Annotated in this window: 18 protein-coding genes; 12 read left to right on the top strand and 6 right to left on the bottom strand. The window is 51.8% G+C overall.

Features of this window, described 5'->3' with window-relative positions; translation table 11 throughout:
- Positions 1 to 88 precede the first annotated feature (88 nt).
- On the top strand, positions 89 to 541 hold the full coding sequence (locus KK062_RS20280; RefSeq protein ID WP_254086174.1) for a hypothetical protein: 453 nt from the start codon (positions 89 to 91) through the stop codon (positions 539 to 541).
- A gap of 2 nt (positions 542 to 543) precedes the next feature.
- Here the strand turns inward: KK062_RS20280 and KK062_RS20275 are convergent, their stop codons facing one another.
- From KK062_RS20275 to rnhB, 6 genes are all read right to left on the bottom strand, one after another.
- Positions 544 to 1092, bottom strand: a complete 549-nt coding sequence (locus KK062_RS20275) for a cob(I)yrinic acid a,c-diamide adenosyltransferase (RefSeq protein WP_254086173.1) — start codon at positions 1090 to 1092, stop codon at positions 544 to 546.
- On the bottom strand, positions 1089 to 1805 hold the full coding sequence (locus tag KK062_RS20270) for an ABC transporter ATP-binding protein (protein ID WP_262899275.1): 717 nt from the start codon (positions 1803 to 1805) through the stop codon (positions 1089 to 1091). The genes KK062_RS20275 and KK062_RS20270 overlap by 4 nt, the downstream gene beginning before the upstream one ends.
- A gap of 47 nt (positions 1806 to 1852) precedes the next feature.
- Complete coding sequence (locus KK062_RS20265) at positions 1853 to 2719, bottom strand: alpha/beta hydrolase (RefSeq protein ID WP_254086172.1); 867 nt, start codon at positions 2717 to 2719, stop codon at positions 1853 to 1855.
- Positions 2720 to 2797: 78 nt separating this feature from the next.
- Complete coding sequence (locus KK062_RS20260) at positions 2798 to 3571, bottom strand: NRDE family protein (protein WP_254086171.1); 774 nt, start codon at positions 3569 to 3571, stop codon at positions 2798 to 2800.
- A gap of 14 nt (positions 3572 to 3585) precedes the next feature.
- Positions 3586 to 5001 carry a serine hydrolase domain-containing protein gene (locus KK062_RS20255; protein ID WP_254086170.1) on the bottom strand — a complete coding sequence of 472 codons (1416 nt, stop codon included), beginning with the start codon at positions 4999 to 5001 and terminating at the stop codon, positions 3586 to 3588.
- Between the two features lie 135 nt (positions 5002 to 5136).
- Positions 5137 to 5733 (bottom strand): ribonuclease HII, encoded by a 597-nt coding sequence (rnhB, locus tag KK062_RS20250; protein ID WP_254086169.1) that lies wholly within the window; start codon positions 5731 to 5733, stop codon positions 5137 to 5139.
- 68 nt (positions 5734 to 5801) lie between these two features.
- Here rnhB and KK062_RS20245 point away from each other — a divergent pair, with 68 nt between their 5' ends.
- The 11 genes from KK062_RS20245 to KK062_RS20195 all read left to right on the top strand — a co-directional run bounded on the left by KK062_RS20245 (position 5802) and on the right by KK062_RS20195 (position 18452).
- On the top strand, positions 5802 to 6359 hold the full coding sequence (locus KK062_RS20245; RefSeq protein WP_254086168.1) for an NUDIX domain-containing protein: 558 nt from the start codon (positions 5802 to 5804) through the stop codon (positions 6357 to 6359).
- The gene (locus KK062_RS20240; protein ID WP_254086167.1) at positions 6356 to 7684 is read left to right on the top strand and encodes an MATE family efflux transporter; all 1329 of its coding nucleotides are present in this window, start codon (positions 6356 to 6358) and stop codon (positions 7682 to 7684) included. Before KK062_RS20245 ends, KK062_RS20240 begins: the two co-directional genes overlap by 4 nt.
- Before the next feature lie 45 nt (positions 7685 to 7729).
- Positions 7730 to 8278 carry an acyl-CoA thioesterase gene (locus KK062_RS20235; protein WP_254086166.1) on the top strand — a complete coding sequence of 183 codons (549 nt, stop codon included), beginning with the start codon at positions 7730 to 7732 and terminating at the stop codon, positions 8276 to 8278.
- Between the two features lie 23 nt (positions 8279 to 8301).
- The gene (locus KK062_RS20230; RefSeq protein ID WP_254086165.1) at positions 8302 to 9093 is read left to right on the top strand and encodes a lysophospholipid acyltransferase family protein; all 792 of its coding nucleotides are present in this window, start codon (positions 8302 to 8304) and stop codon (positions 9091 to 9093) included.
- The gene (gene gatC / locus KK062_RS20225) at positions 9065 to 9352 is read left to right on the top strand and encodes an Asp-tRNA(Asn)/Glu-tRNA(Gln) amidotransferase subunit GatC (RefSeq protein ID WP_254086164.1); all 288 of its coding nucleotides are present in this window, start codon (positions 9065 to 9067) and stop codon (positions 9350 to 9352) included. Before KK062_RS20230 ends, gatC begins: the two co-directional genes overlap by 29 nt.
- A gap of 9 nt (positions 9353 to 9361) precedes the next feature.
- Positions 9362 to 12301: a tetratricopeptide repeat protein gene (locus KK062_RS20220; protein WP_254086163.1), complete on the top strand. Its 2940-nt coding sequence runs from the start codon at positions 9362 to 9364 to the stop codon at positions 12299 to 12301.
- A 245-nt stretch (positions 12302 to 12546) separates the two neighbouring features.
- Positions 12547 to 13062 (top strand): RNA polymerase sigma factor, encoded by a 516-nt coding sequence (locus KK062_RS20215; RefSeq protein ID WP_254086162.1) that lies wholly within the window; start codon positions 12547 to 12549, stop codon positions 13060 to 13062.
- Between the two features lie 5 nt (positions 13063 to 13067).
- The gene (locus KK062_RS20210) at positions 13068 to 13922 is read left to right on the top strand and encodes a FecR family protein (RefSeq protein ID WP_254086161.1); all 855 of its coding nucleotides are present in this window, start codon (positions 13068 to 13070) and stop codon (positions 13920 to 13922) included.
- Positions 13903 to 16455 carry a TonB-dependent receptor gene (locus KK062_RS20205; protein ID WP_254086160.1) on the top strand — a complete coding sequence of 851 codons (2553 nt, stop codon included), beginning with the start codon at positions 13903 to 13905 and terminating at the stop codon, positions 16453 to 16455. The genes KK062_RS20210 and KK062_RS20205 overlap by 20 nt, the downstream gene beginning before the upstream one ends.
- A 3-nt stretch (positions 16456 to 16458) precedes the next feature.
- The gene (locus tag KK062_RS20200) at positions 16459 to 17364 is read left to right on the top strand and encodes a DUF4249 domain-containing protein (RefSeq protein ID WP_254086159.1); all 906 of its coding nucleotides are present in this window, start codon (positions 16459 to 16461) and stop codon (positions 17362 to 17364) included.
- Between the two features lie 20 nt (positions 17365 to 17384).
- The gene (locus KK062_RS20195; protein ID WP_254086158.1) at positions 17385 to 18452 is read left to right on the top strand and encodes a serine hydrolase domain-containing protein; all 1068 of its coding nucleotides are present in this window, start codon (positions 17385 to 17387) and stop codon (positions 18450 to 18452) included.

Genomic DNA, 18452 nt, shown 5'->3' with positions numbered 1-18452 from the left:
AATTGTAGGGGTAAACATAACATTTCCCCAAAAATGATTTGGGATTTGCGTTTCTTTGTCCCTTACCATTACCCCACACTATACCGGCATGGACCTTTTTTTAATGATTGTTCTGGCCCTCAATACCGTTTGGTTTGCTGTTGCGTTTTGGTTTTTCAGCATCCGGCCGCAGCGTGCAGCGCGGCTGTTGGTGCCCTGGCGGGACCGGTATGAAGCTTCTTTTGCGGTGTTAATTCACTCCCTGCGGTTTCTCGGCGGCATGAATCTGGCGCTGGCGTTGTATTCGCTGTTATTAGTGCTGCATCCCGAGCTGTGGCACGTTCCTCTGCAGGTGGTGATACCGCTGATGATCTTTGGTGTGGCGCACGGCAGCCAGTTCTATTTTAATTTGCAGCTGGCCATTCGCCAGGCGCGGGGGGAACGTTACCTGTGGCCCGTATGGAAGGGGCCCATGTTGGGGATCTTTCTGATCGATGCCACACTCAGCGTGCTGAACTTTACGTGCGGTATATTGTTGTTTCCGCCGTCTGTTCCGCATTGATCTTACATGCGGGGTTTCCAGGGTGTTTCGGGCGCGTTCAGGTCCTGCGTCATCTGACGTGACAGTACAAAGAGATAGTCCGAAAGCCTGTTCAGGTACTTTATTACTTCCGATGGTACACCTTCTGCGTGGTGCAAACTAATGGCCAGGCGCTCGGCGCGACGGCAGACCGTGCGGGCGAGGTGGCAAAACGATACGGCCTGGTGCCCACCGGGCAATACAAAAAAGCGCAATGGCGGAAGTCCTGCCTCCATCGTGTCAATTTCTTTTTCCAGTTGCTGTGTGTCAGCTTCCGACAGTGCGGGGATCTTTACTTTAGTGTTACCGGGCTCGGTGGCCAGAATGGAGCCAATGGTAAAAAGGCGGTCTTGTATTTCGACGAGTGCGGCGTGGCGTGGCCGGTTTACTTCCTGGTCGCGGACGAGGCCGATCCATGAATTCAGCTCGTCGATGGTGCCATAGGTATCAATGCGGAGGTCGTCTTTGGAAACACGCTTTCCGCCGAACAAGGCGGTAGTGCCCTGGTCGCCCGTTTTGGTATAGATTTTCATGCGTGGGCGACGGCCGGCCGGCGGTTGATGGCATCGTTCTTTTTATCCCATTCAATGAGCCCGTCGCGCAGGCGTATGATGCGGTGGGCATAGTGGGCAATGTCGTCTTCGTGTGTTACCATGATGATGGTATTGCCCTGGTCGTGCAGCTCCTGGAACAGGTCCATGATGTCGTACGACGTTTTGGTATCGAGGTTACCCGTGGGCTCGTCGGCGAGAATAATAGACGGGTTGTTGACAAGGGCCCGGGCGATGGCGACGCGCTGACGCTGACCACCGGAGAGCTCGTTGGGTTTGTGGTGGTAGCGGTCGGCCAGGTTTACGCTTTCGAGGGTGGCCATGGCGCGTTCTTCGCGTTCGGCTTTGCCGTAGCCCGCATAGATCAGCGGCAGGGCCACATTTTCCAGTGCCGACGCGCGGGGGAGCAGGTTGAAGGTTTGAAACACAAAGCCGATCTCCTTGTTGCGAACCTCGGCCAGCTGGTTTTCAGTCATTTCGCTTACCGGGTGGTTGTTGAGGCGATAAGTGCCGCTGGAGGGAGTATCGAGACACCCCACAATGTTCATCAGGGTCGACTTTCCGGAGCCGGATGGCCCCATAAACGCCACATATTCGCCTTTATCGATGGAAATGGTCACATCCTGTAGGGCGTTTACGATGTTACTGCCCATTTTATACATCCTGGACAGGTGGCTGGTTTCAATGATCTTCATGCTGGATATTAGTTGACGATTTAACGGCAGAATTACAAGTCATATTTTTAGTGAGACGACGGAGTGGTGATAAAAGTTTCACAGGCCTGGATCACTTCGTTGTCTTTTAGAATGCGGGTATGGCCGAGGCCTTCCGTGCGCAACAGTTTCGCCGACGGGTATACCCGTATGAGCGCCTCTGCATGTGCCAGCGATACTTCCCGGTCGTTGGCGTCGTGCACCAGCATGAGCGACAGCGGCGTGGGCAGGTGGCGGATAAAATGCAGGGCAGTGAATTCGTCGAAGGGCTTGCCATAGGCGCGCAACACATATTCCTTAAAGAACGTACCGGTAGCAGGCGAGCCCTGGATGGCGCGCAGATAGGTGTTGATGATCTCGTCGCCGACGGTGGGGCTGGAGATGTTAATGAGCTTTTTGATGGGTAAGCCGTGCATGGCGGCCATCAGCACCGCACCGCCGCCAAAGGAGTGGGCGATGACGGCGTCGGGTACGCCTTTCAACGCAACGATCTTTTGCAGTGTTTCTTCAAATTCGACGATGTGGGTTTTTGATCCTTGAGAGCGGCCGTGCGCGGGCCCGTCAAAGCCAATCACGCTATACCCTTTGGCCAGCAAGGGTTTTATAAAACGCCGGAATTGTGTGGCGCGGCCGGACCACCCGTGCACCAGCAGCACGTATGGACTGCCCCCCGAGCCCCAGGCATATGCCTGAATACGTTTGTTTGCGGCTTCAAACGAGAATGGCTGCGCAAACGACTCGGCCTTCTTTTCTTTTTCCGGCAACGGATACCGCACGGGCTGGAAGAACAATCGCACAAAGTAGCGGTGGGCAAGGCCGGGCGCAATTCTCTCAACACGCGGGTATGCCCAACGCACAAATTTCAACAGGGCCGGGGTCTTATCCTTTTTTTTCATCTATTGGGCATTGCAAAGTGTAACTGCCCGGCAGTTAACGGCATTAATGTACGCAGGATATGGTTACGAAATTGTACATTATCCCCTGGGATCGATCGCAAATGTAAAATCGTTTTGCCGGTAGGCAAACGTACTCAGGTCATATACACGTTCGGTATAGCGCACGTGGTTGTCGTGGTCGACTAATACCACCGTCGAGCACCGGGTACCGTAACTACCGGTCTTGATGAACATCGACGACAAGGCTTCCTCGCGGTCGAGCGTGAGGCCTGTATCGGGCAGTGCGTCTTTCGGTGCGCGGTGTTCGTCATAGAGCGCCGTGAACAGCTCGTCGGGTTGGAGGGTCTGTTGTAGCAGCAGGGGTTTGATCTTTTCTTTGCCGCGTACGACTTTCGGCCACGGTGTTTCCAGCAAGTGGTTGCTGAGGCCGTAGAACCCCGGCGGCAATTTATCCACGCCTTCTTTATAGTTTGAGTAATACCAAAGCTGGTCTGGGTGGCCCATCACCAGGTTAAAGCCATTATATCGTTTGCCGTTCTGCGCGATGCGTTGCAGGTAGGCGTCGGGTGATTCCGCGCCGATGAGATAGTCTGACACCAATGCGCCGCGCGTGGGCGCTTGCGGGTCGATGTGCAGCGGGTCGCGGTAGTTGGTCAGCAGACTGATGCGACCGCTGCGTGTCATGCCCATCCACGTGCCGCCCCCCTCCAGGTCGCGGCCGCCGACAAGTGCGGGATGATCTGCCCAAAAGTGGGCGTCCTCCGTTTTGCGTTGATAGAATTCGTCGCGGTTGGTGGCGACAACAAGCTTATAGGTTGGGTGGATGCCCACCGCAAAGAATGCGAGACACATGGTGCAAAGATAGCTTACTTGAGCCGATACCGGTAATTGCTATTCCACCAAAGCTTTTGGATCCGTCCGTCTTTATCGCGTTCAAAATATAGCTCTTCGCCCAGCTCGCCGTCGTCGCGAATGCGGCGGAATGTATTGTCTTGTGTACGTTTCCATAGGATCAGCGCATGTTTAGGATTGTCCGCCGGCAGGAACATGGTGGCAAGCTTATCACCCCAGGTCGATACCGCAAGCTCCGAGCCCCACGGCTGACCGCCGTAGAGTCCGCAGAACGGCACCAACGAAGCATCCACTTTGTCGGAGGGTTTGTCTTCGCATGCTTTGGCCAGCATGGCGCGCATGCCTTCATAATATTTATTCGGGTCGGTGCCGATGGCATTGATCAATACAATAAACGCAAGCTTGTCTTGCGGACTGAGAATGATGAGGCTTTGGTAGCCGGGACAATAACCGCTGTGGCTCACAAAGGTTTTGTTGTCGGTGTGGGTGATCTTGAAACCAAGGCCCCAGCTTGTTTTCCAATTGGGGTCCATGTATTGCACTTGCTGCATTTCCCGGAGGGTGGATGCGCGCAATATTTCGGTGCCGTCATTTTTTTCCAGCAACCGGAATTGCCACGACGCAAAGCGTGCCAGGTCTTCTACGGTAGAAGTATATCCCGCCGCGGGCGTAATGCCTTTGGTGTCAAACCGCGGTATCGGCCGGCGCTCGCCTTTGCGGCTTAATTCACTATAACCGCCCGCGACCTTTTCTGTTTCCCCTGTGGGAAACGTCGTATGCGTATGAAGCAACTTGAGCGGCCGCAAAATGTGTTCTTCCACGTACTGTGTATACGACATACCACTTACCTCTTCAACGATATAGCCCAGCAATGAAATGCCGAGGTTGCTGTATTGAAAATATGTCGACGCCGGATAAAGTGTTTGCTGTTGTTTTATTTTCTCGACGACCTGTTCTTTCGAAGGAAAGTTGTTTTCGGTCCAATACGGAAAATCGATCTCGCGTGGCAAGCCGGAAGAGTGGGTAAGCAATGTGCGTACAGTGATGGGCGCGCTGCCCGGATGTGCTTGTTTGATGGAGAACCACGGCAGGAGCGACGCCACGTCGTCATCGAGGCGCAGCTTGCCGGCGTCGCGCAGTTGCAATACCGCCACAGAGGTAAACAACTTGGAAATAGAACAGATGCTATAAAGTGTACTGGCGTCGGCGGGAATCTTTTTGGCTATATCCGCTTTGCCATAGCCTTTGCTCCAAAGCAGTTCCTGATCTTTTACAATGCCTACTGAAATGCCGGGCAGCCTGTCGTAATCAGTTTGCGCATCAAACCAAAAGTCAAGCAGTTTGATGGCTTCGGCATATGCGGGTGGAACCGTTTGTGCACGTGTGTGCACAGCGGGAAGCAACAGCAGTATGAGTAAAATTCTTTTCATGACGAGGGTTGTTGGCATTCAATATAGAAGTATCCGGGTGGGTGGAGGAATTGTTTTCAGGATGAAAGGTTGATAGACGTGCCTCCACGGTTCAGACCGGTCCTCACCGGAAAGTGGTGGCCGGCGCGAACGGCCTCAAAACAACTCGAGTTGCTCGGGAAGAAGTGTAAAGGATTTGCGATGATACGGGGTGATGCCCTGCGCGCGAATGCCATTGCGGTGTGCATCGGTGGGATAGCCGGCATTGGTTTCCCAGCTATAACCGGGATAGTGCGCAGCCAGGGATGTCATGAGGTCGTCGCGATAGGTTTTAGCCAGAATCGAGGCTGCCGCGATGGCCAAATATTTGCCGTCGCCTTTAATGATGCATTCGTGACGGATGTCCAGGTACGGCACAAACCGGTTGCCGTCAATGAGCAGCAACGTAGGTGTAACCGTGAGCCGTGCGATGGCGTGGTGCATGGCTTTGAACGACGCGTTCAGAATGTTGATGGTGTCGATTTCTTCGTTGCTGATTTCTGCGACAGCCCACGCCAGGGCATCGCGCTGCACATCGATGCGCAACAGCTCGCGTTCCGCTTTACCAAGCTGTTTGGAATCGTTTAGCAGCGGATGTTTGTATTTTTTTGGGAGTACGACGGCGGCCGCCACGACCGGCCCTGCCAGGCAGCCGCGTCCGGCTTCATCGCAGCCAGCTTCAATATGGTCGTCGGAAAAGGAGGCGAGTAACATGAGCGGGGTAAAAATAAGGAAAGTCGGGCGCAGAAAAAATGTGATATATTGCCGGCTACGAGTTTTTTATGGCAGAGAAGCGTGCAAACCCCTGGACAACGTTGTCGGGCGCAGAAAAATATGACAACCCGTGGATCAACGTAACCGAGTACCAGGTCATAAACCCCGGCGGCGGCCGCGGCATTTATGGCAAGGTACATTTTAAAAATATTGCCATTGGCGTTGTAGCGTTGGACGCCGAAGGCTACACGTGGCTGGTTGGACAATTCCGCTACACGCTGGAAGAATTTCACTGGGAGATTCCCGAAGGAGGCGCACCGGCCGGCGAAGACCCGCTCGTCGCCGCGCAGCGCGAGCTGCGGGAAGAAACGGGGCTCATCGCCCGCAAGTGGTCGTTGTTGGTGAAAGTGCACACATCCAATTCCGTGACCGATGAAGGGGGATTTATCTTTCTGGCCGAAGAGCTGGAGGCCGGCCCCCGGGCATTGGAAGAAAGCGAAGCTGATTTGCAAGTGCGCCGGTTGCCGCTAAAAGAAGCTGTTGATATGGTCATGCGCAGTGAGATAACCGACAGCATGAGCATGGTCGGTCTGCTGGCACTGGCCCGCACAAAGGGGCTGGCATGACCTTACGCGCGCACTTCCGGGAAAACCTTATCCTGGCGTTGCCAGTGATGCTGAGCAACCTCGGGCACGTACTCATGGGCGTAACCGACACCATGATGGTCGGCCACCTGGGCGCAGAGTCGCTGGCCGCCGCCGGGCTCGCGCTGGTTGTCTTTAACGTCTTTATGTTGTTCGGCATTGGCGTGTCGTTTGCCATGACGCCACTCGTTGCCGCCGCGCACGGTGCCGGCGACAATACCACCATCGCGGCGGTACTGCGACACGGCCTGGTGGTGAATATGCTGAATGCGCTCGTGCTGGTGGGCGTGGTGTCCATCGGTAAACATGCTTTGTATTATATGGGGCAATCGAATGCTGTGATAGCGCAAGCGTTGCCCTTCCTCGACATTGTGGCCTGGTCACTGGTGCCCATCATGATCTTTCAGACCTTCAAACAATTTGCAGAGGGTATGTCCAACACACGTGTGGCGCTCATTGTCATGGTGGCGGCCAACGCGCTGAATGTGCTGCTGAATTATGTTTTTATTTATGGGCACTACGGTATGCCGGCGCTGGGCCTTACCGGTGCGGCGTGGGCTACGTTTACATCGCGCGTATTTATGGCATTGGCCATGGCCGCGCTGGTATATGCGCTGCCTTTCTTTCGCGGCTTCCGCGCCGGTTTTGGCACAGGCGCATATTCACGTCCGCTGTTCCGCCGGCTGCTGGGCATCGGCATACCCAGCGGCGTGCAGTTTATTTTCGAGGCGGCCGCGTTTGACTTTTCGCTGGTCATGATGGGGTGGTTTGGCGCACGTGTGCAAGCCGCACACCAAATCGCCCTCAACCTGGCATCGCTCAGCTACATGACTACTGCCGGCCTGGGCGCCGCGGCCACCGTGCGCGTGGGCTATTACCTCGGGCGCGGGGACGGCATCAATATGCGCCGGGCGACGTACACGCTGATTGCCATGGCGATGGCGTTTATGAGTATCTGCGCGGTGATCTTTGTGGTGTTCCACGAGGTGCTGCCCACCTGGTATGTACGCGATGCCAACGTCGTGCCGCTGGCGGCTACGTTGCTGATCATCGCGGGCGTATTTCAACTTTCCGATGGCATGCAGGTGGTCTGCGCTTCGGCGTTGCGTGGTCTGCAAGATGTAAAGATTCCGTCGCTGTTTATCTTCCTGTCGTACTGGGCCATCGGGTTACCGTTGGGGTACTGGCTGGGTTTTCGCGCAGGCGTCGGACCGGTCGGCATCTGGTGGGGACTGGTGGTGGGGCTGACGCTCACCGCGACGGCCCTGTTCATCCGGCTGCGTTGGGCGATGCGCCGTATACCGTAAGAATTTACTAATTTCATTTCTATACCTACCGAATCATTTGTGACTATGACAGGCAAAGCTGTACGGGTTTCTCAAACCACGATTACCGAGCTGATGATCCCCGCGTACGCCAACTTTGGCGGCAAGATCCACGGAGGCATTTTACTTTCACTCATGGACAAGGTGGCCTACGCCTGCGCCAGCCGCCATGCGGGCACGTACTGCGTGACGGTTACCGTCGACAAGGTGGAGTTCTTACAACCCGTAGAGGTAGGCGAGCTCGTTTCGCTGCACGCATCGGTAAACTATGTGGGCAACTCGTCGATGATCGTAGGAATACGCGTAGAGTCGCAGAATGTCAAACTGGGTACGGTCAAGCATACCAATTCGTCGTACTTCACCATGGTGGCCAAGGGTGACAACGACAAGCCCGTAACGGTACCACCGCTGATCCTGGAGGATGGCGAACAGGTGCGTCGGTTTATCGAGGCGATGCGCATGAAAGAGATCCGCCAGAAAATGAAGGAGGAGATGCACGACGCCAAGTCCACCGTAGACCTCAGTCAGGCGACGGAGATGCTGCGGGCCGAGCGGTGTATCATTCAAATGGCTTGAATGTGTTATCTTCGTAAGTACGTATGAAAGTAGTCCGGTGGGCACATACCGTATATGGTGTACTGGTTTTTTCAGTGCTGTTCGCGCTCATTTGCCCATTGCTGGCAATCCCGATACTATTCCCCCGCGCGTTCCGGCTGGTGGGGGTCTTTAACCGATGGTGGGCGCGGCTGATGTTTCTTTTTATTGGCATGCCCTACCGGATGGTGTACCGGCAGCCGCTGGACCCGAAACGCCAGTATGTTTTCTGCCCCAACCATTTTTCGTACATCGACATTCCCGCCATGGGCCTCAACTACCTGAATGCCATTTTTGTGGGCAAGAGTGGCATTAGCAAAATACCTGTGTTTGGCTACATGTACGAGCGGCTGCACATCACGGTCGACCGCCAGAGCATGCGCAGCCGGTACACCTCCATGAAACGGTCGCTGGAGGCGATAGACGAAGGTAAAAGCCTGGTAATCTTTCCGGAAGGGGGGATTATCACGCTCAAGGAGCCCGTTCTGGCGCGTTTTAAGGATGGCGCATTCCGGGTAGCCATCGAGAAACAAATTCCCATCGTGCCTGTCACGATTCCATACAATTGGATAATTTTGCCGCCGGATCAATTCCTGCTGCGATGGCATCCGCTGCACGTGATCTTTCACGAGCCGATCGAAACCACCGGTCTGACGGTAGAGGACATCGGTACGCTTCGTGAACGAACATTTGCCGTCATTGCCGCCGAGCTGCGACAGCAGTTGCAGGGAAAGACCACTGCTTTGCAGCCCACAAACGTTCACAACTATGAAGATCGACCGCGCACTATTGGATAAAATCGCTCACCTGTCCCGTCTCGAATTTGATGAGAAAGACGCTGCCAAGATGATGCAGGACATGACGGCCATCGTTGACTGGGTAGAAAAACTAAAAGAGGTCGATACGGAAGGCGTGGAACCGCTCACGACGATGAGCCACGAGATTAACGTACTGCGCGAGGACGAGGTAAAAGAACATCTCAGCCACGAGCGTGCCCTGCGCAACGCTCCCAAAAAAGACTCCGATTACTTCCGCGTACCCAAGGTACTGGAATAACCCCGCTACATGCAATCCCGCTTTTTCTGGAAACTATGGCCCCGTGGCGAACGTCGCTTATGGTATGGGGCCGCGTTGCTTTTCTTTGCCTCGCTGACCTTTTTGTGGTTTTCCTACTTTCAGGGCCTGGACGGCATACTGACGTGGGACAATGTACAAGAGCAAAAGGTCGTCGAGACCAACGTACATATTTTCCGCCTGGGGCCGTTTCAACTGCAGGTGCCCGCCGAGAGCTATGTTGTCTTTGACTACTTCAACGGCAGCATGCTGACTCCTAACACGACGGCGTCGTACATTTTCCTGGCCGTGCTGGCCATTGGCCTGACCGTGTTGATCACCGTTATCAGTACGATGGAGCGTTTCTGGTTCCTGATGGCTATGGGTATTTTTATTTTACTCCTGGTCGCGCTACGATTGGAGGTGCTCGGACTGATGGGGCAGTATAATCGGATTCCCATCGTGGTTGTGCTGATCGTATATACCGTGCCGGCATTTTACTTTGCAAGGTTTGCCGCGCATATCTCGCCAGGCCTACGGTTGCTGGTGTTTGCCGCCGTCACGGCGGTGCTGGGAGGTTTGGTGGCTATGCTGTCGTCTGTGGAGCAACCGTTTCATCACCTGGCGGTAACGGCCTATGCCCCCGCGCTGGTGCTGTCGGTGTTGTTTATTATACTCGTGGCCCACGAAATCTTTGCAGGATTCCTGGCCATCACCAGCGGGGGCTCTTCCAAAAGCCTGCGCCATTTCTGTATCATCAGCCTGATCTATTTTGCCAACCTGGTTATAACGTGTATGCACCGGTTGGAGCTGATCGATTGGAATTTTGTATACATCAACCTGTACCTGCTTTTGACCGTGTCGGCCGTGCTGGGTATCTGGGGCTTTCGCCACCGCGAGCCGATCTATGCGGACATCATCGCGTTCCGGCCTGCCGGTGCGTATTTCTATCTCGCGCTGGGTGCGATCTGTTTTGCCACCGTGGGTCAGCTGCTGGGTAATGCCAACGGCCCGGCACTGGAGATCGTAGGCGATGCGATCATTTTTAGCCACACCGCGTATGGAGTCATTTTTGTGACCTATATCTTCTCGAACTTTATTCTGATGATGGCCCGCAGCATGCAGGTGTACAAGGTACTGTACACGCCTAACCGCATGCCGTATTTCACCTACCGGTTGGCCGGAACCATCGCCATGCTCGGATTTGTCTTTGTGTCCGACTGGCATGCGTATATATACAACGGCATGGCGGGTTTTTACAATGCCACGGGTGACTTGTACGCACAGCTAGGCAACGAGCAGTATGCCCAATCGTTTTACGAGCAGTCCAGCCACTATGCCCCGTACAGCAACCGCGCCCACTATGCGCTGGGCACAATGAAGGCCGCACAGCTGGACTTTGAAGGTGCGCAACAGCACTACGCCGCTGCCAACCTGGTGAATCCCACGCCGTACTCGCTGGCAAATGCCGCCAACTTGCTTTCGTGGCAAGGCGATACATTTGGGGCCATCGAGTCTTTACGGCTCGCACACAGGCAGTTCGCCAACTCCGGACCGATCTTAAACAACCTGGGGCGTGCGTATACGGCGACGCACAACATCGATTCGTCGCTGGTATACCTGAGCCGGGCGAAAGAAAAAGCCGTGTCAAAAGACGCCGCGGAGACCAACTTCTTTGCCCTGGTCGCTGCCGAGCGCATTCCATTCTTTAAGACCGACTCTACGCTTAGCGCGTTTGGTGCCAAGGCACCCAGCACGCAGGCCAATGCGTTGGCGCTCGCATCACTCTACCGCGACACCCTGCGGCAAGACATCCGCCCCCTGGCGAATACGGTGCTGAATCTTCAAACGGCGACGCTGTTGAACAACTATATATTATACCACGTGCGGTCGCTGGATACTACGTTCCTGAATGCCGCCTATCGCCTCGCGGCCGATTCGGTTAATGCTTCGTATAGCGAAGCGTTAAAAGCAACGCTATCGTATGGGTATTATCACCAGGGCAATGTGGCGCAGGCGCTGCAGCTGTTGGCCGAGCAGGTATACCTCAGCCAGGCCCACCAGGGCAAGTTTAACTACATCATGGGCCTGTGGGCACTGGATCAGGGCGATCCGGAGCGTGCTTCCAGCTATTTTACGTATGCCGATACCTACGATTACAAAGACGCCAAGTTTTATAATGCCATTGCATTGACCGAAGCGCGTAGTCCCGAAGCGTTGGCCGCGTGGTACGTTGTGTCTACCGGCCCGGACGAGAACCAGCGCGCCATTGCCGCCAGCATCCAGAAGATCCTGGTGTTGCCTGTACAATACGCCCTGGAGCTAAACGACGCTGAGAAGTACCAGTTCTGCCGGTACCGGTTAGACCTGCCGGATTCCGCCCTGTTCGACAGGCTGGCCAATACGTTTGAGAATGCAAACTACAAGGCGCAAGCCCTGTTAGACAGAAGCCGCCGCTATTACCAGGCGGAGGAATTTATACCCGCTATAAAACTCTTTCAACGCATTGCCGGGTTGGAGCTGACCGACGCCCTGTTATATGACGACGTGCAGCAATTTGAGCTTCGCATGCTCGCCGCCCGCCGCGAGTTGCGTGCACTGGCCGGCCAGATCAACAAAGGCGTTACGTTCGACTACCGTCGCCCGCTGGAAAAGATATTCTATACCGCGCTGCTAAGCGAATCAAGCGGCGACACCACCAAGGCACGCCAGCACTATGCAGTACTGGCCCGGTATAACCCGTATTACGAGGAGGGGATTCTGGCGGCAGCCGATTATTACCGTCGCCATAATCCGAAAGACACGCGCCCCTATACCATTCTGTCGGAAGCGATCCAGGTGAATGCTAACTCGTACCGGTTGTTGAAGGCGTACGCCGAGGAGGCGTGGCGGCAGGGCCTTGATGAGTATGCTGTCAATGCGGAGGAGCGGTTGCGGGTAATCCGGCCTTAAGGCCTGGTATTTCGAAATACAGGTTGAGATTTTAGAGGAGATTTAGCTTTGGCGAGGAAAGGGCCTGTGCTTTGTAGCACAGGCCTTTTCATTGGTATGGTCGTCGTGTTAAATATCATTGACTCACCACGTTGGGCTGCAGGTTATTACAAATAGGCGATTTTGGTGAGTTCGAGCGGGATTGAAATTTTTTCGGCAAAAAAAGTAGGGAGAAGCGATCTTCATGGGTCTTATGTCTGAATTGTATGGAAAGAATAGCAGATTTCAGGAAATTGTTTGAGTGTCATTTTATCCCTTTGGTAAAATATTCTTATACCATTACCAAAGATAAGGAGCAGTCAAAGGACATTGTTCAAAATTTCTTTGCAAATGTGTGGAAGGATCAACGGATTGATCATATCGAGTCATTTGAAGTCTTTGCATTTCATGCGATAAAAAACAAATCGATTACTTATTTACGAGATACTAAAAGATTTGTGAGAGTCGTGCCGGAGTTACCGGTTAACCAGAATGATCCCATACATGATCAGCATTTTCCAAAGTATTTATTAGAGTCTGCTATCCTTGGTTTACCGGATAAATGCCGGGAAGTATTTATACTCAGTAAACAAGATGGCCTCACGTATGAGGAAATAGCGGAGACACTGAACGTTTCGGTAAAAACGGTTGAGAAACATATCAGCACCGGATTGCAAAAGCTCAAGGAAAAACTGGCTCCTCATAAAGTGTTGTTTTTAGAATCTGTGAACAAAAACTCCTGACAGTTATGACTGAAAATAAGGAAGACATCGACTTTGAAAGAAAAATACTTGAAATGGAAATGCCACTGAAAAAATTCATTTCCGAGGAAGAGAAAGAAACATCCTGGAAAGAAATACTCCTGACGGTTGAAGGAGATAGTCATAAACGAAGCATCATAAAAAATCTGTATTGGGTGGCGGCTGCAGCGTCCGTGCTGATCATTATAGGCGTAGCGTTGTGGCCTATTGTTGACAGCGGATTTAGGACGAGTGATCACGAAAAACTTACGATAGGGTTAACGGATGGATCATCGGTAACGCTCAATAATAAAAGCCGGTTGGATGTGGCTGATGATTTTGGTGAGAAAGACAGGCGTGTGTCGCTGCGCGGGGAGGCGTTCTTTACCGTACAAAGGGATGAGATGAAGCCGTTTGTTATAGCCATTGGGCGCCATGAAGTGATTGTTGTGGGTACTTCCTTCAATGTGAATTATAAGGAGAACCTTGCTGAAGTTACCGTGCGTTCCGGGAAGGTAAGACTTCAGGCGGATAATAAGGTTCTGATTTTAGAGGCAGGAGAGAAGGGCGTTATTTCTTTAGCCGGTGAGTTGTCAAGGGTGGAATGGAATGCTAATGATTTTGCATGGTATTCCGAGACGTTGATTTTTAAAGAGAAATCGCTTAAGGAAATTGCCGAGATTCTTTCAAAAATTTTTAATAGAAGGGTGGAGGTTTCTCCTACGATTGCCTCTTGTACGCTTTCAGGAAAAATAGAGTACGAAACCATTGACGATATTCTCGTCATTATCGAAGTAACGTTTGACGTTGAATGGAAGGTTGAATCCAATAGAATATACATTTATGGCGATAAGGGCTGCTAGCTATTTCGGTTTTGTTTTATTGTTTTTTACAACCTCATGGGCTTATTCGCAAAGTGATAGAACAAGAATAGAGCGTTTCAGCGACTTGATCTCCTATCTCGAAACGTATACGCAATTCAAGTTCTCTTATTCGGGGAAGCTGGCCAGTATTGCACTAACCGTGCATGAAAGCGTGAACCTGAACGATCCAAAGCAACTGGAAAAGCTGCTTATCCCGTATGGAATCGAGGTCGTACGAAGAGGCGATCTTTTGATCTTCCGGAAGCGGGATAATACGGTAAAAAACGTAAGCGGTTTTGTGCGTGATGCAGAGTCCGGAGAAAGCCTGGTTGGTGCGAGTGTCATGGACGTCACAACCGGTAAAGGTGTTGCCACGAATACATTTGGTTTTTTTAGTCTGAATACATCGGGTGATTCGATTGCTGTCAGCTTTGTTGGATATGACTATCAGAAACTGGCTGTAAAAGATGCAGGAGATGGATTTGTGATTGCGCTTTCCAGGGAAAACAACATATTGACGGAGGTGCTCATATCCGGAGCGGATACCCGCGAGCTCGCTGAAATGAGTACCGTTAGACTCTCACCAGAACAGATAAAAAAATTGCCTGTTTTCATGGGAGAAACAGACATGTTGAAAACATTACAACTGTTACCGGGTGTGCAGGCCGGAACAGAAGGTACTGCAGGCTTCCACGTGCGCGGAGGTGGTCCGGATCAAAACCTGATCTTGCTGGACGGAGTACCTGTTTACAATGCAAATCATCTTTTTGGATTTTTCTCTGTCTTCAATGCAGATGCTATTAAGAGCGTAGAGTTAATTAAAGGTGGCTTCCCCGCCAGGTATGGAGGCCGTCTCTCGTCGATCGTCGACATTCAAATGAAAGAAGGAAATCTTCATGAATTGGAGGGCGAAGGTGCCGTCGGATTGGTAGCATCGAAGATCACTATTAGCGGCCCAATCAACAAAGGAAAAACTTCGTTCATGCTGTCGGCCAGGCGGACGTACATGGATGCCTTTGTTGTTCCACTGGCGAAACTCTCGGGTAGCGACAGGGTTGTTGGTGGCAGTTTCTGGGATGTAAATGCAAAAGTGAATCACATCATATCGCCTAAAGACAGGGTTTATGTGAGCTTTTATTCGGGACGGGACAGGTTATATGATGAATACAGCTACGATAATGAGGGGGTGAAGGAGGATGAGCATGCGGAAATACAATGGGGAAACATTACATCGGCCTTGCGGTGGAACCATCAATACACCGATCGGCTTTTTAGTAACGTGACGGCTACTTATACCCGGTATCAGTTTGAGCTTGGGACGAGGGTCAACTATCAATACGCTGATGATCTGAATGCGCCTGATATTTACCGGGACAATGAATACTACTCAAACATCAGTGATGTCGGTTTGAAAATGGATTTCGATTATTTTCTGAATAACGATCACCTGATAAAATTCGGAGCCAATCTTGTTCATCACGCCTTGCGACCAGGTGTTTCAAACTTTCGGTCTCATATCCAAACGGATACAACGTTTGGGTCTCCAAAAATCGCCCTCGATGAAATGTATGTATATGCTGAAGACGAAGTGTCGCTGTCAAATTCTACACGTGCAAATATCGGCGTTCACTATTCTGCCGCACGGGCAGGGTCAACGACGTATACTTCATGGCAGCCCCGGTTTACGCTCAACCAGAGGCTTGGCCCCGCGCTTTCGGTAAAGGCGTCTTACTCCCGGATGGCGCAATACATTCATCTCCTCGTGAATTCCGGAATAGGACTGCCTACTGATCTATGGGTGCCTTCCACGGAACGGGTTAAGCCTCAGTTATCAGATCAGTTGGCGTTGGGAGTATCGTCCGTGTATAAGAGCATTGAAATCTCTGTGGAGGGGTACCATAAGTGGATGGACAATCTGATCGAATATAAAGATGGTGCAGGCTTTCTGGATATTGATAGTAGATGGGAGAATAAGGTTGAGTTCGGATCTGGTAAAAGTTATGGTGCGGAGTTTTTTGTTCAAAAGAAATCCGGGCGCTCTACCGGATGGCTTTCCTATACCTGGTCTAAGTCCAATAGAGAATTTGATAATCTGAATTTTGGGAAGCCGTTTCCTTACCGCTACGATAGAAGGCATAATGTGTCTGTCGTTTACAATCTGGCGGTGAATAGTAGAATAGACATTGGCGCAGTGTGGGTGTACAGCACGGGCAATGCCGTTACACTGCCGACCTCCACGTACCCGAAGGCCGTCTGGGATTCGAATCAGGCAGGTTATGAAGATTTTATAAAGCATTATCCTGGTAGGAACTCGTCGAGGATGAAAGATTACCATCGGCTTGATCTCAGTATCAGCTTTAAGAAAGCAACACGCTGGGGCGAAAGAAAGTGGGTGGTTGGTTTATATAATTCGTACAACCGGCTTAATCCGATCTATATTGAGCTCGATGATGAGAATCGTTTGAATAAGAAATTCCGGCAGCTCTCGATTTTTCCTTTAATTCCAAATGTTAGTTATCAGTTTAAATTCTAGAAAATGCGTAGCCTGATATTTTTACTTTTCGTCATTTTGCTTTCGTGCGAAACCGCGGTTGATCCCCGGCTTCCGGATAATGGGTCTGGCCTCGTAATATATTCCTTCTTTCGACCGGGAAGCCCCTTAAAAATCGATGTCTTTAATACTGTCCCGGTGCTACAAACAGAAACGATTCAGCGAAACAGGGACCTTACAATACGAATTCTGGAGAACGGTGCGTTTGTGGAGGAAATTACGGCCGATCAGCAGGGAGTCTACAGGAGCAATACCGTTCCCGCGGAACAGAACAGCTATAGTTTTGAGACGGCGGTGGGCGAGCGGAGCTTTTCAGCCACAAGTCACATTCCGGAGCCCGTGCGGATCTCCAGTGCGCGCATGTCGGAAACGATTCAATACATCAACTCGGGCGAATATGGATATCCTGCGGAGATATCGCTGGCCGATCCGCACGAAACGGCGAACTTCTATTCGCTCGAGATTCTCGTACAGAACTGCAGCAGTGGCTGTACGGGTGACGACCTTCAGGGAAGCCTGAACGAGGTGCTGGTGGAAGAGCTCAAAGTAAACACAAGCGGCAATACGGATGTTGATATCGTTGGCGGCCCGCAACAGATCGACGGATTAAAATACATTTACTTCAGCGACGAAGGGTTTGATGGAGAATTGGTTACACTGAAATTTTTCATAGTACCCATGCTGATCAATCTGAACAAGGATCAGAATATAAAATTTGTGTTAAAGTCCATTGCCCGGGAGTACTACGAATATTTACGAACATCGGATTTTCAACATGAGCTGGAAGAGGAAGGTAATTTGTCGGAGCCTGTTCAGATAGCCACGAACATCGAGAATGGTCTTGGTACTTTTGCCGGCTATAGCTTTTCGGTTTACACAGTGAAACATTAGTATAACGAACATAGTTGAAGATGAAAAAATTGATTATTATTCTGGCTTTCGGTATCTGTGTCATGAACTGCCAGGACGACGAATCCCGCTCGCTTCGTCAGAAGCTCGAGGATCAGATGGCGCATTACGAGCAACAAGGCTTTTCGGGAAGTATATTGGTGGCGCATAAAGGTGATCTGTTGTTACGTGATGGGTATGGCTTTTCGAATAAGCAGAAGCAAATTGCCAATACTCGCGAAACCATATTCGATTTCGGATCGCTCACGAAACAATTTACGGGTGCTGCCATCGTGAAAGCGGAAACACTGGGGCTTCTGACGGTAGAGCAAAAACTATCTGATTTTTTTCCGAACGTCCCGGAAGACAAAGCCCATATCACGCTCCATCAGCTGCTGACGCATTCTGCGGGCTTTGAGGATGTGCTGGGAGATGACTACGATCTCATCGGCAGAAACGAATTTCTGGATCTGGCGTTAGCGGCCGAACTGAAGTTTGCGCCAGGCTCCGGCTATTCGTATTCGAATGTAGGCTATAGCCTGTTGGGAATTGTCCTCGAAGATGTTAGCGGGCAGACATATGAATCGTTCTTGCGCGCTCATTTATTTAACCTGGCGGGCCTGGAGACAACCGGGTACACCCTGCTCAAGGATAATTCTTTCCAGGACCAAATAGCAGTAGGTTACAGGAAGGGGGACCTTGATGGTAAACCCACCGAGAAGCCGTGGCTGGCCGATGGACCCGGCTGGCATCTGCGAGCGAACGGAGGCATCCTCACGACCGTGGAAGATATGTATCATTGGATAAGTGCACTAAACGGAAAGAAGGTTCTGGATGAGCGCGCCTTAACGAAATATCGGACCCCATACGTGAAGGAAGATGAAGGATCAGGCTATTATAGCTATGGATGGGTTGTTGACAGCGGCACACTGGGCAAGGTATATTGGCACGATGGCGGCAACGGAATTTTTTCAGCAGTAGCCTGTAACTTCCCGGAAACTGAAACGATTATTATTATTGCCTCGAACGATTCAACGATCGATGCTTCTGATCTCGTCGAGGAGCTGATTGACATTATTGGCGCGCCATGA

It is taken from the genome of Dawidia cretensis, from assembly GCF_018598175.1.
Lineage (GTDB): Bacteria > Bacteroidota > Bacteroidia > Cytophagales > Cyclobacteriaceae > Ohtaekwangia > Ohtaekwangia cretensis.
This window is presented reverse-complemented; position numbering and strand designations above follow the sequence as displayed.

Bases quoted from the DNA above. Each gene is read 5' to 3' on its own strand.
- KK062_RS20195 (WP_254086158.1), top strand. From the start codon at position 17,385: ATGAAAAAATTGATTATTATTCTGGCTTTCGGTATCTGTGTCATGAAC.
- KK062_RS20265 (WP_254086172.1), bottom strand. From the start codon at position 2,719: ATGAAAAAAAAGGATAAGACCCCGGCCCTGTTGAAATTTGTGCGTTGG.
- gatC (WP_254086164.1), top strand. From the start codon at position 9,065: ATGAAGATCGACCGCGCACTATTGGATAAAATCGCTCACCTGTCCCGT.
- KK062_RS20255 (WP_254086170.1), bottom strand. From the start codon at position 5,001: ATGAAAAGAATTTTACTCATACTGCTGTTGCTTCCCGCTGTGCACACA.
- KK062_RS20200 (WP_254086159.1), top strand. From the start codon at position 16,459: ATGCGTAGCCTGATATTTTTACTTTTCGTCATTTTGCTTTCGTGCGAA.
- KK062_RS20240 (WP_254086167.1), top strand. From the start codon at position 6,356: ATGACCTTACGCGCGCACTTCCGGGAAAACCTTATCCTGGCGTTGCCA.
- KK062_RS20235 (WP_254086166.1), top strand. From the start codon at position 7,730: ATGACAGGCAAAGCTGTACGGGTTTCTCAAACCACGATTACCGAGCTG.
- KK062_RS20210 (WP_254086161.1), top strand. From the start codon at position 13,068: ATGACTGAAAATAAGGAAGACATCGACTTTGAAAGAAAAATACTTGAA.
- KK062_RS20280 (WP_254086174.1), top strand. From the start codon at position 89: ATGGACCTTTTTTTAATGATTGTTCTGGCCCTCAATACCGTTTGGTTT.
- KK062_RS20215 (WP_254086162.1), top strand. From the start codon at position 12,547: ATGGAAAGAATAGCAGATTTCAGGAAATTGTTTGAGTGTCATTTTATC.
- rnhB (WP_254086169.1), bottom strand. From the start codon at position 5,733: ATGTTACTCGCCTCCTTTTCCGACGACCATATTGAAGCTGGCTGCGAT.
- KK062_RS20260 (WP_254086171.1), bottom strand. From the start codon at position 3,571: ATGTGTCTCGCATTCTTTGCGGTGGGCATCCACCCAACCTATAAGCTT.
- KK062_RS20245 (WP_254086168.1), top strand. From the start codon at position 5,802: ATGGCAGAGAAGCGTGCAAACCCCTGGACAACGTTGTCGGGCGCAGAA.
- KK062_RS20220 (WP_254086163.1), top strand. From the start codon at position 9,362: ATGCAATCCCGCTTTTTCTGGAAACTATGGCCCCGTGGCGAACGTCGC.
- KK062_RS20205 (WP_254086160.1), top strand. From the start codon at position 13,903: ATGGCGATAAGGGCTGCTAGCTATTTCGGTTTTGTTTTATTGTTTTTT.
- KK062_RS20230 (WP_254086165.1), top strand. From the start codon at position 8,302: ATGAAAGTAGTCCGGTGGGCACATACCGTATATGGTGTACTGGTTTTT.
- KK062_RS20270 (WP_262899275.1), bottom strand. From the start codon at position 1,805: ATGAAGATCATTGAAACCAGCCACCTGTCCAGGATGTATAAAATGGGC.
- KK062_RS20275 (WP_254086173.1), bottom strand. From the start codon at position 1,092: ATGAAAATCTATACCAAAACGGGCGACCAGGGCACTACCGCCTTGTTC.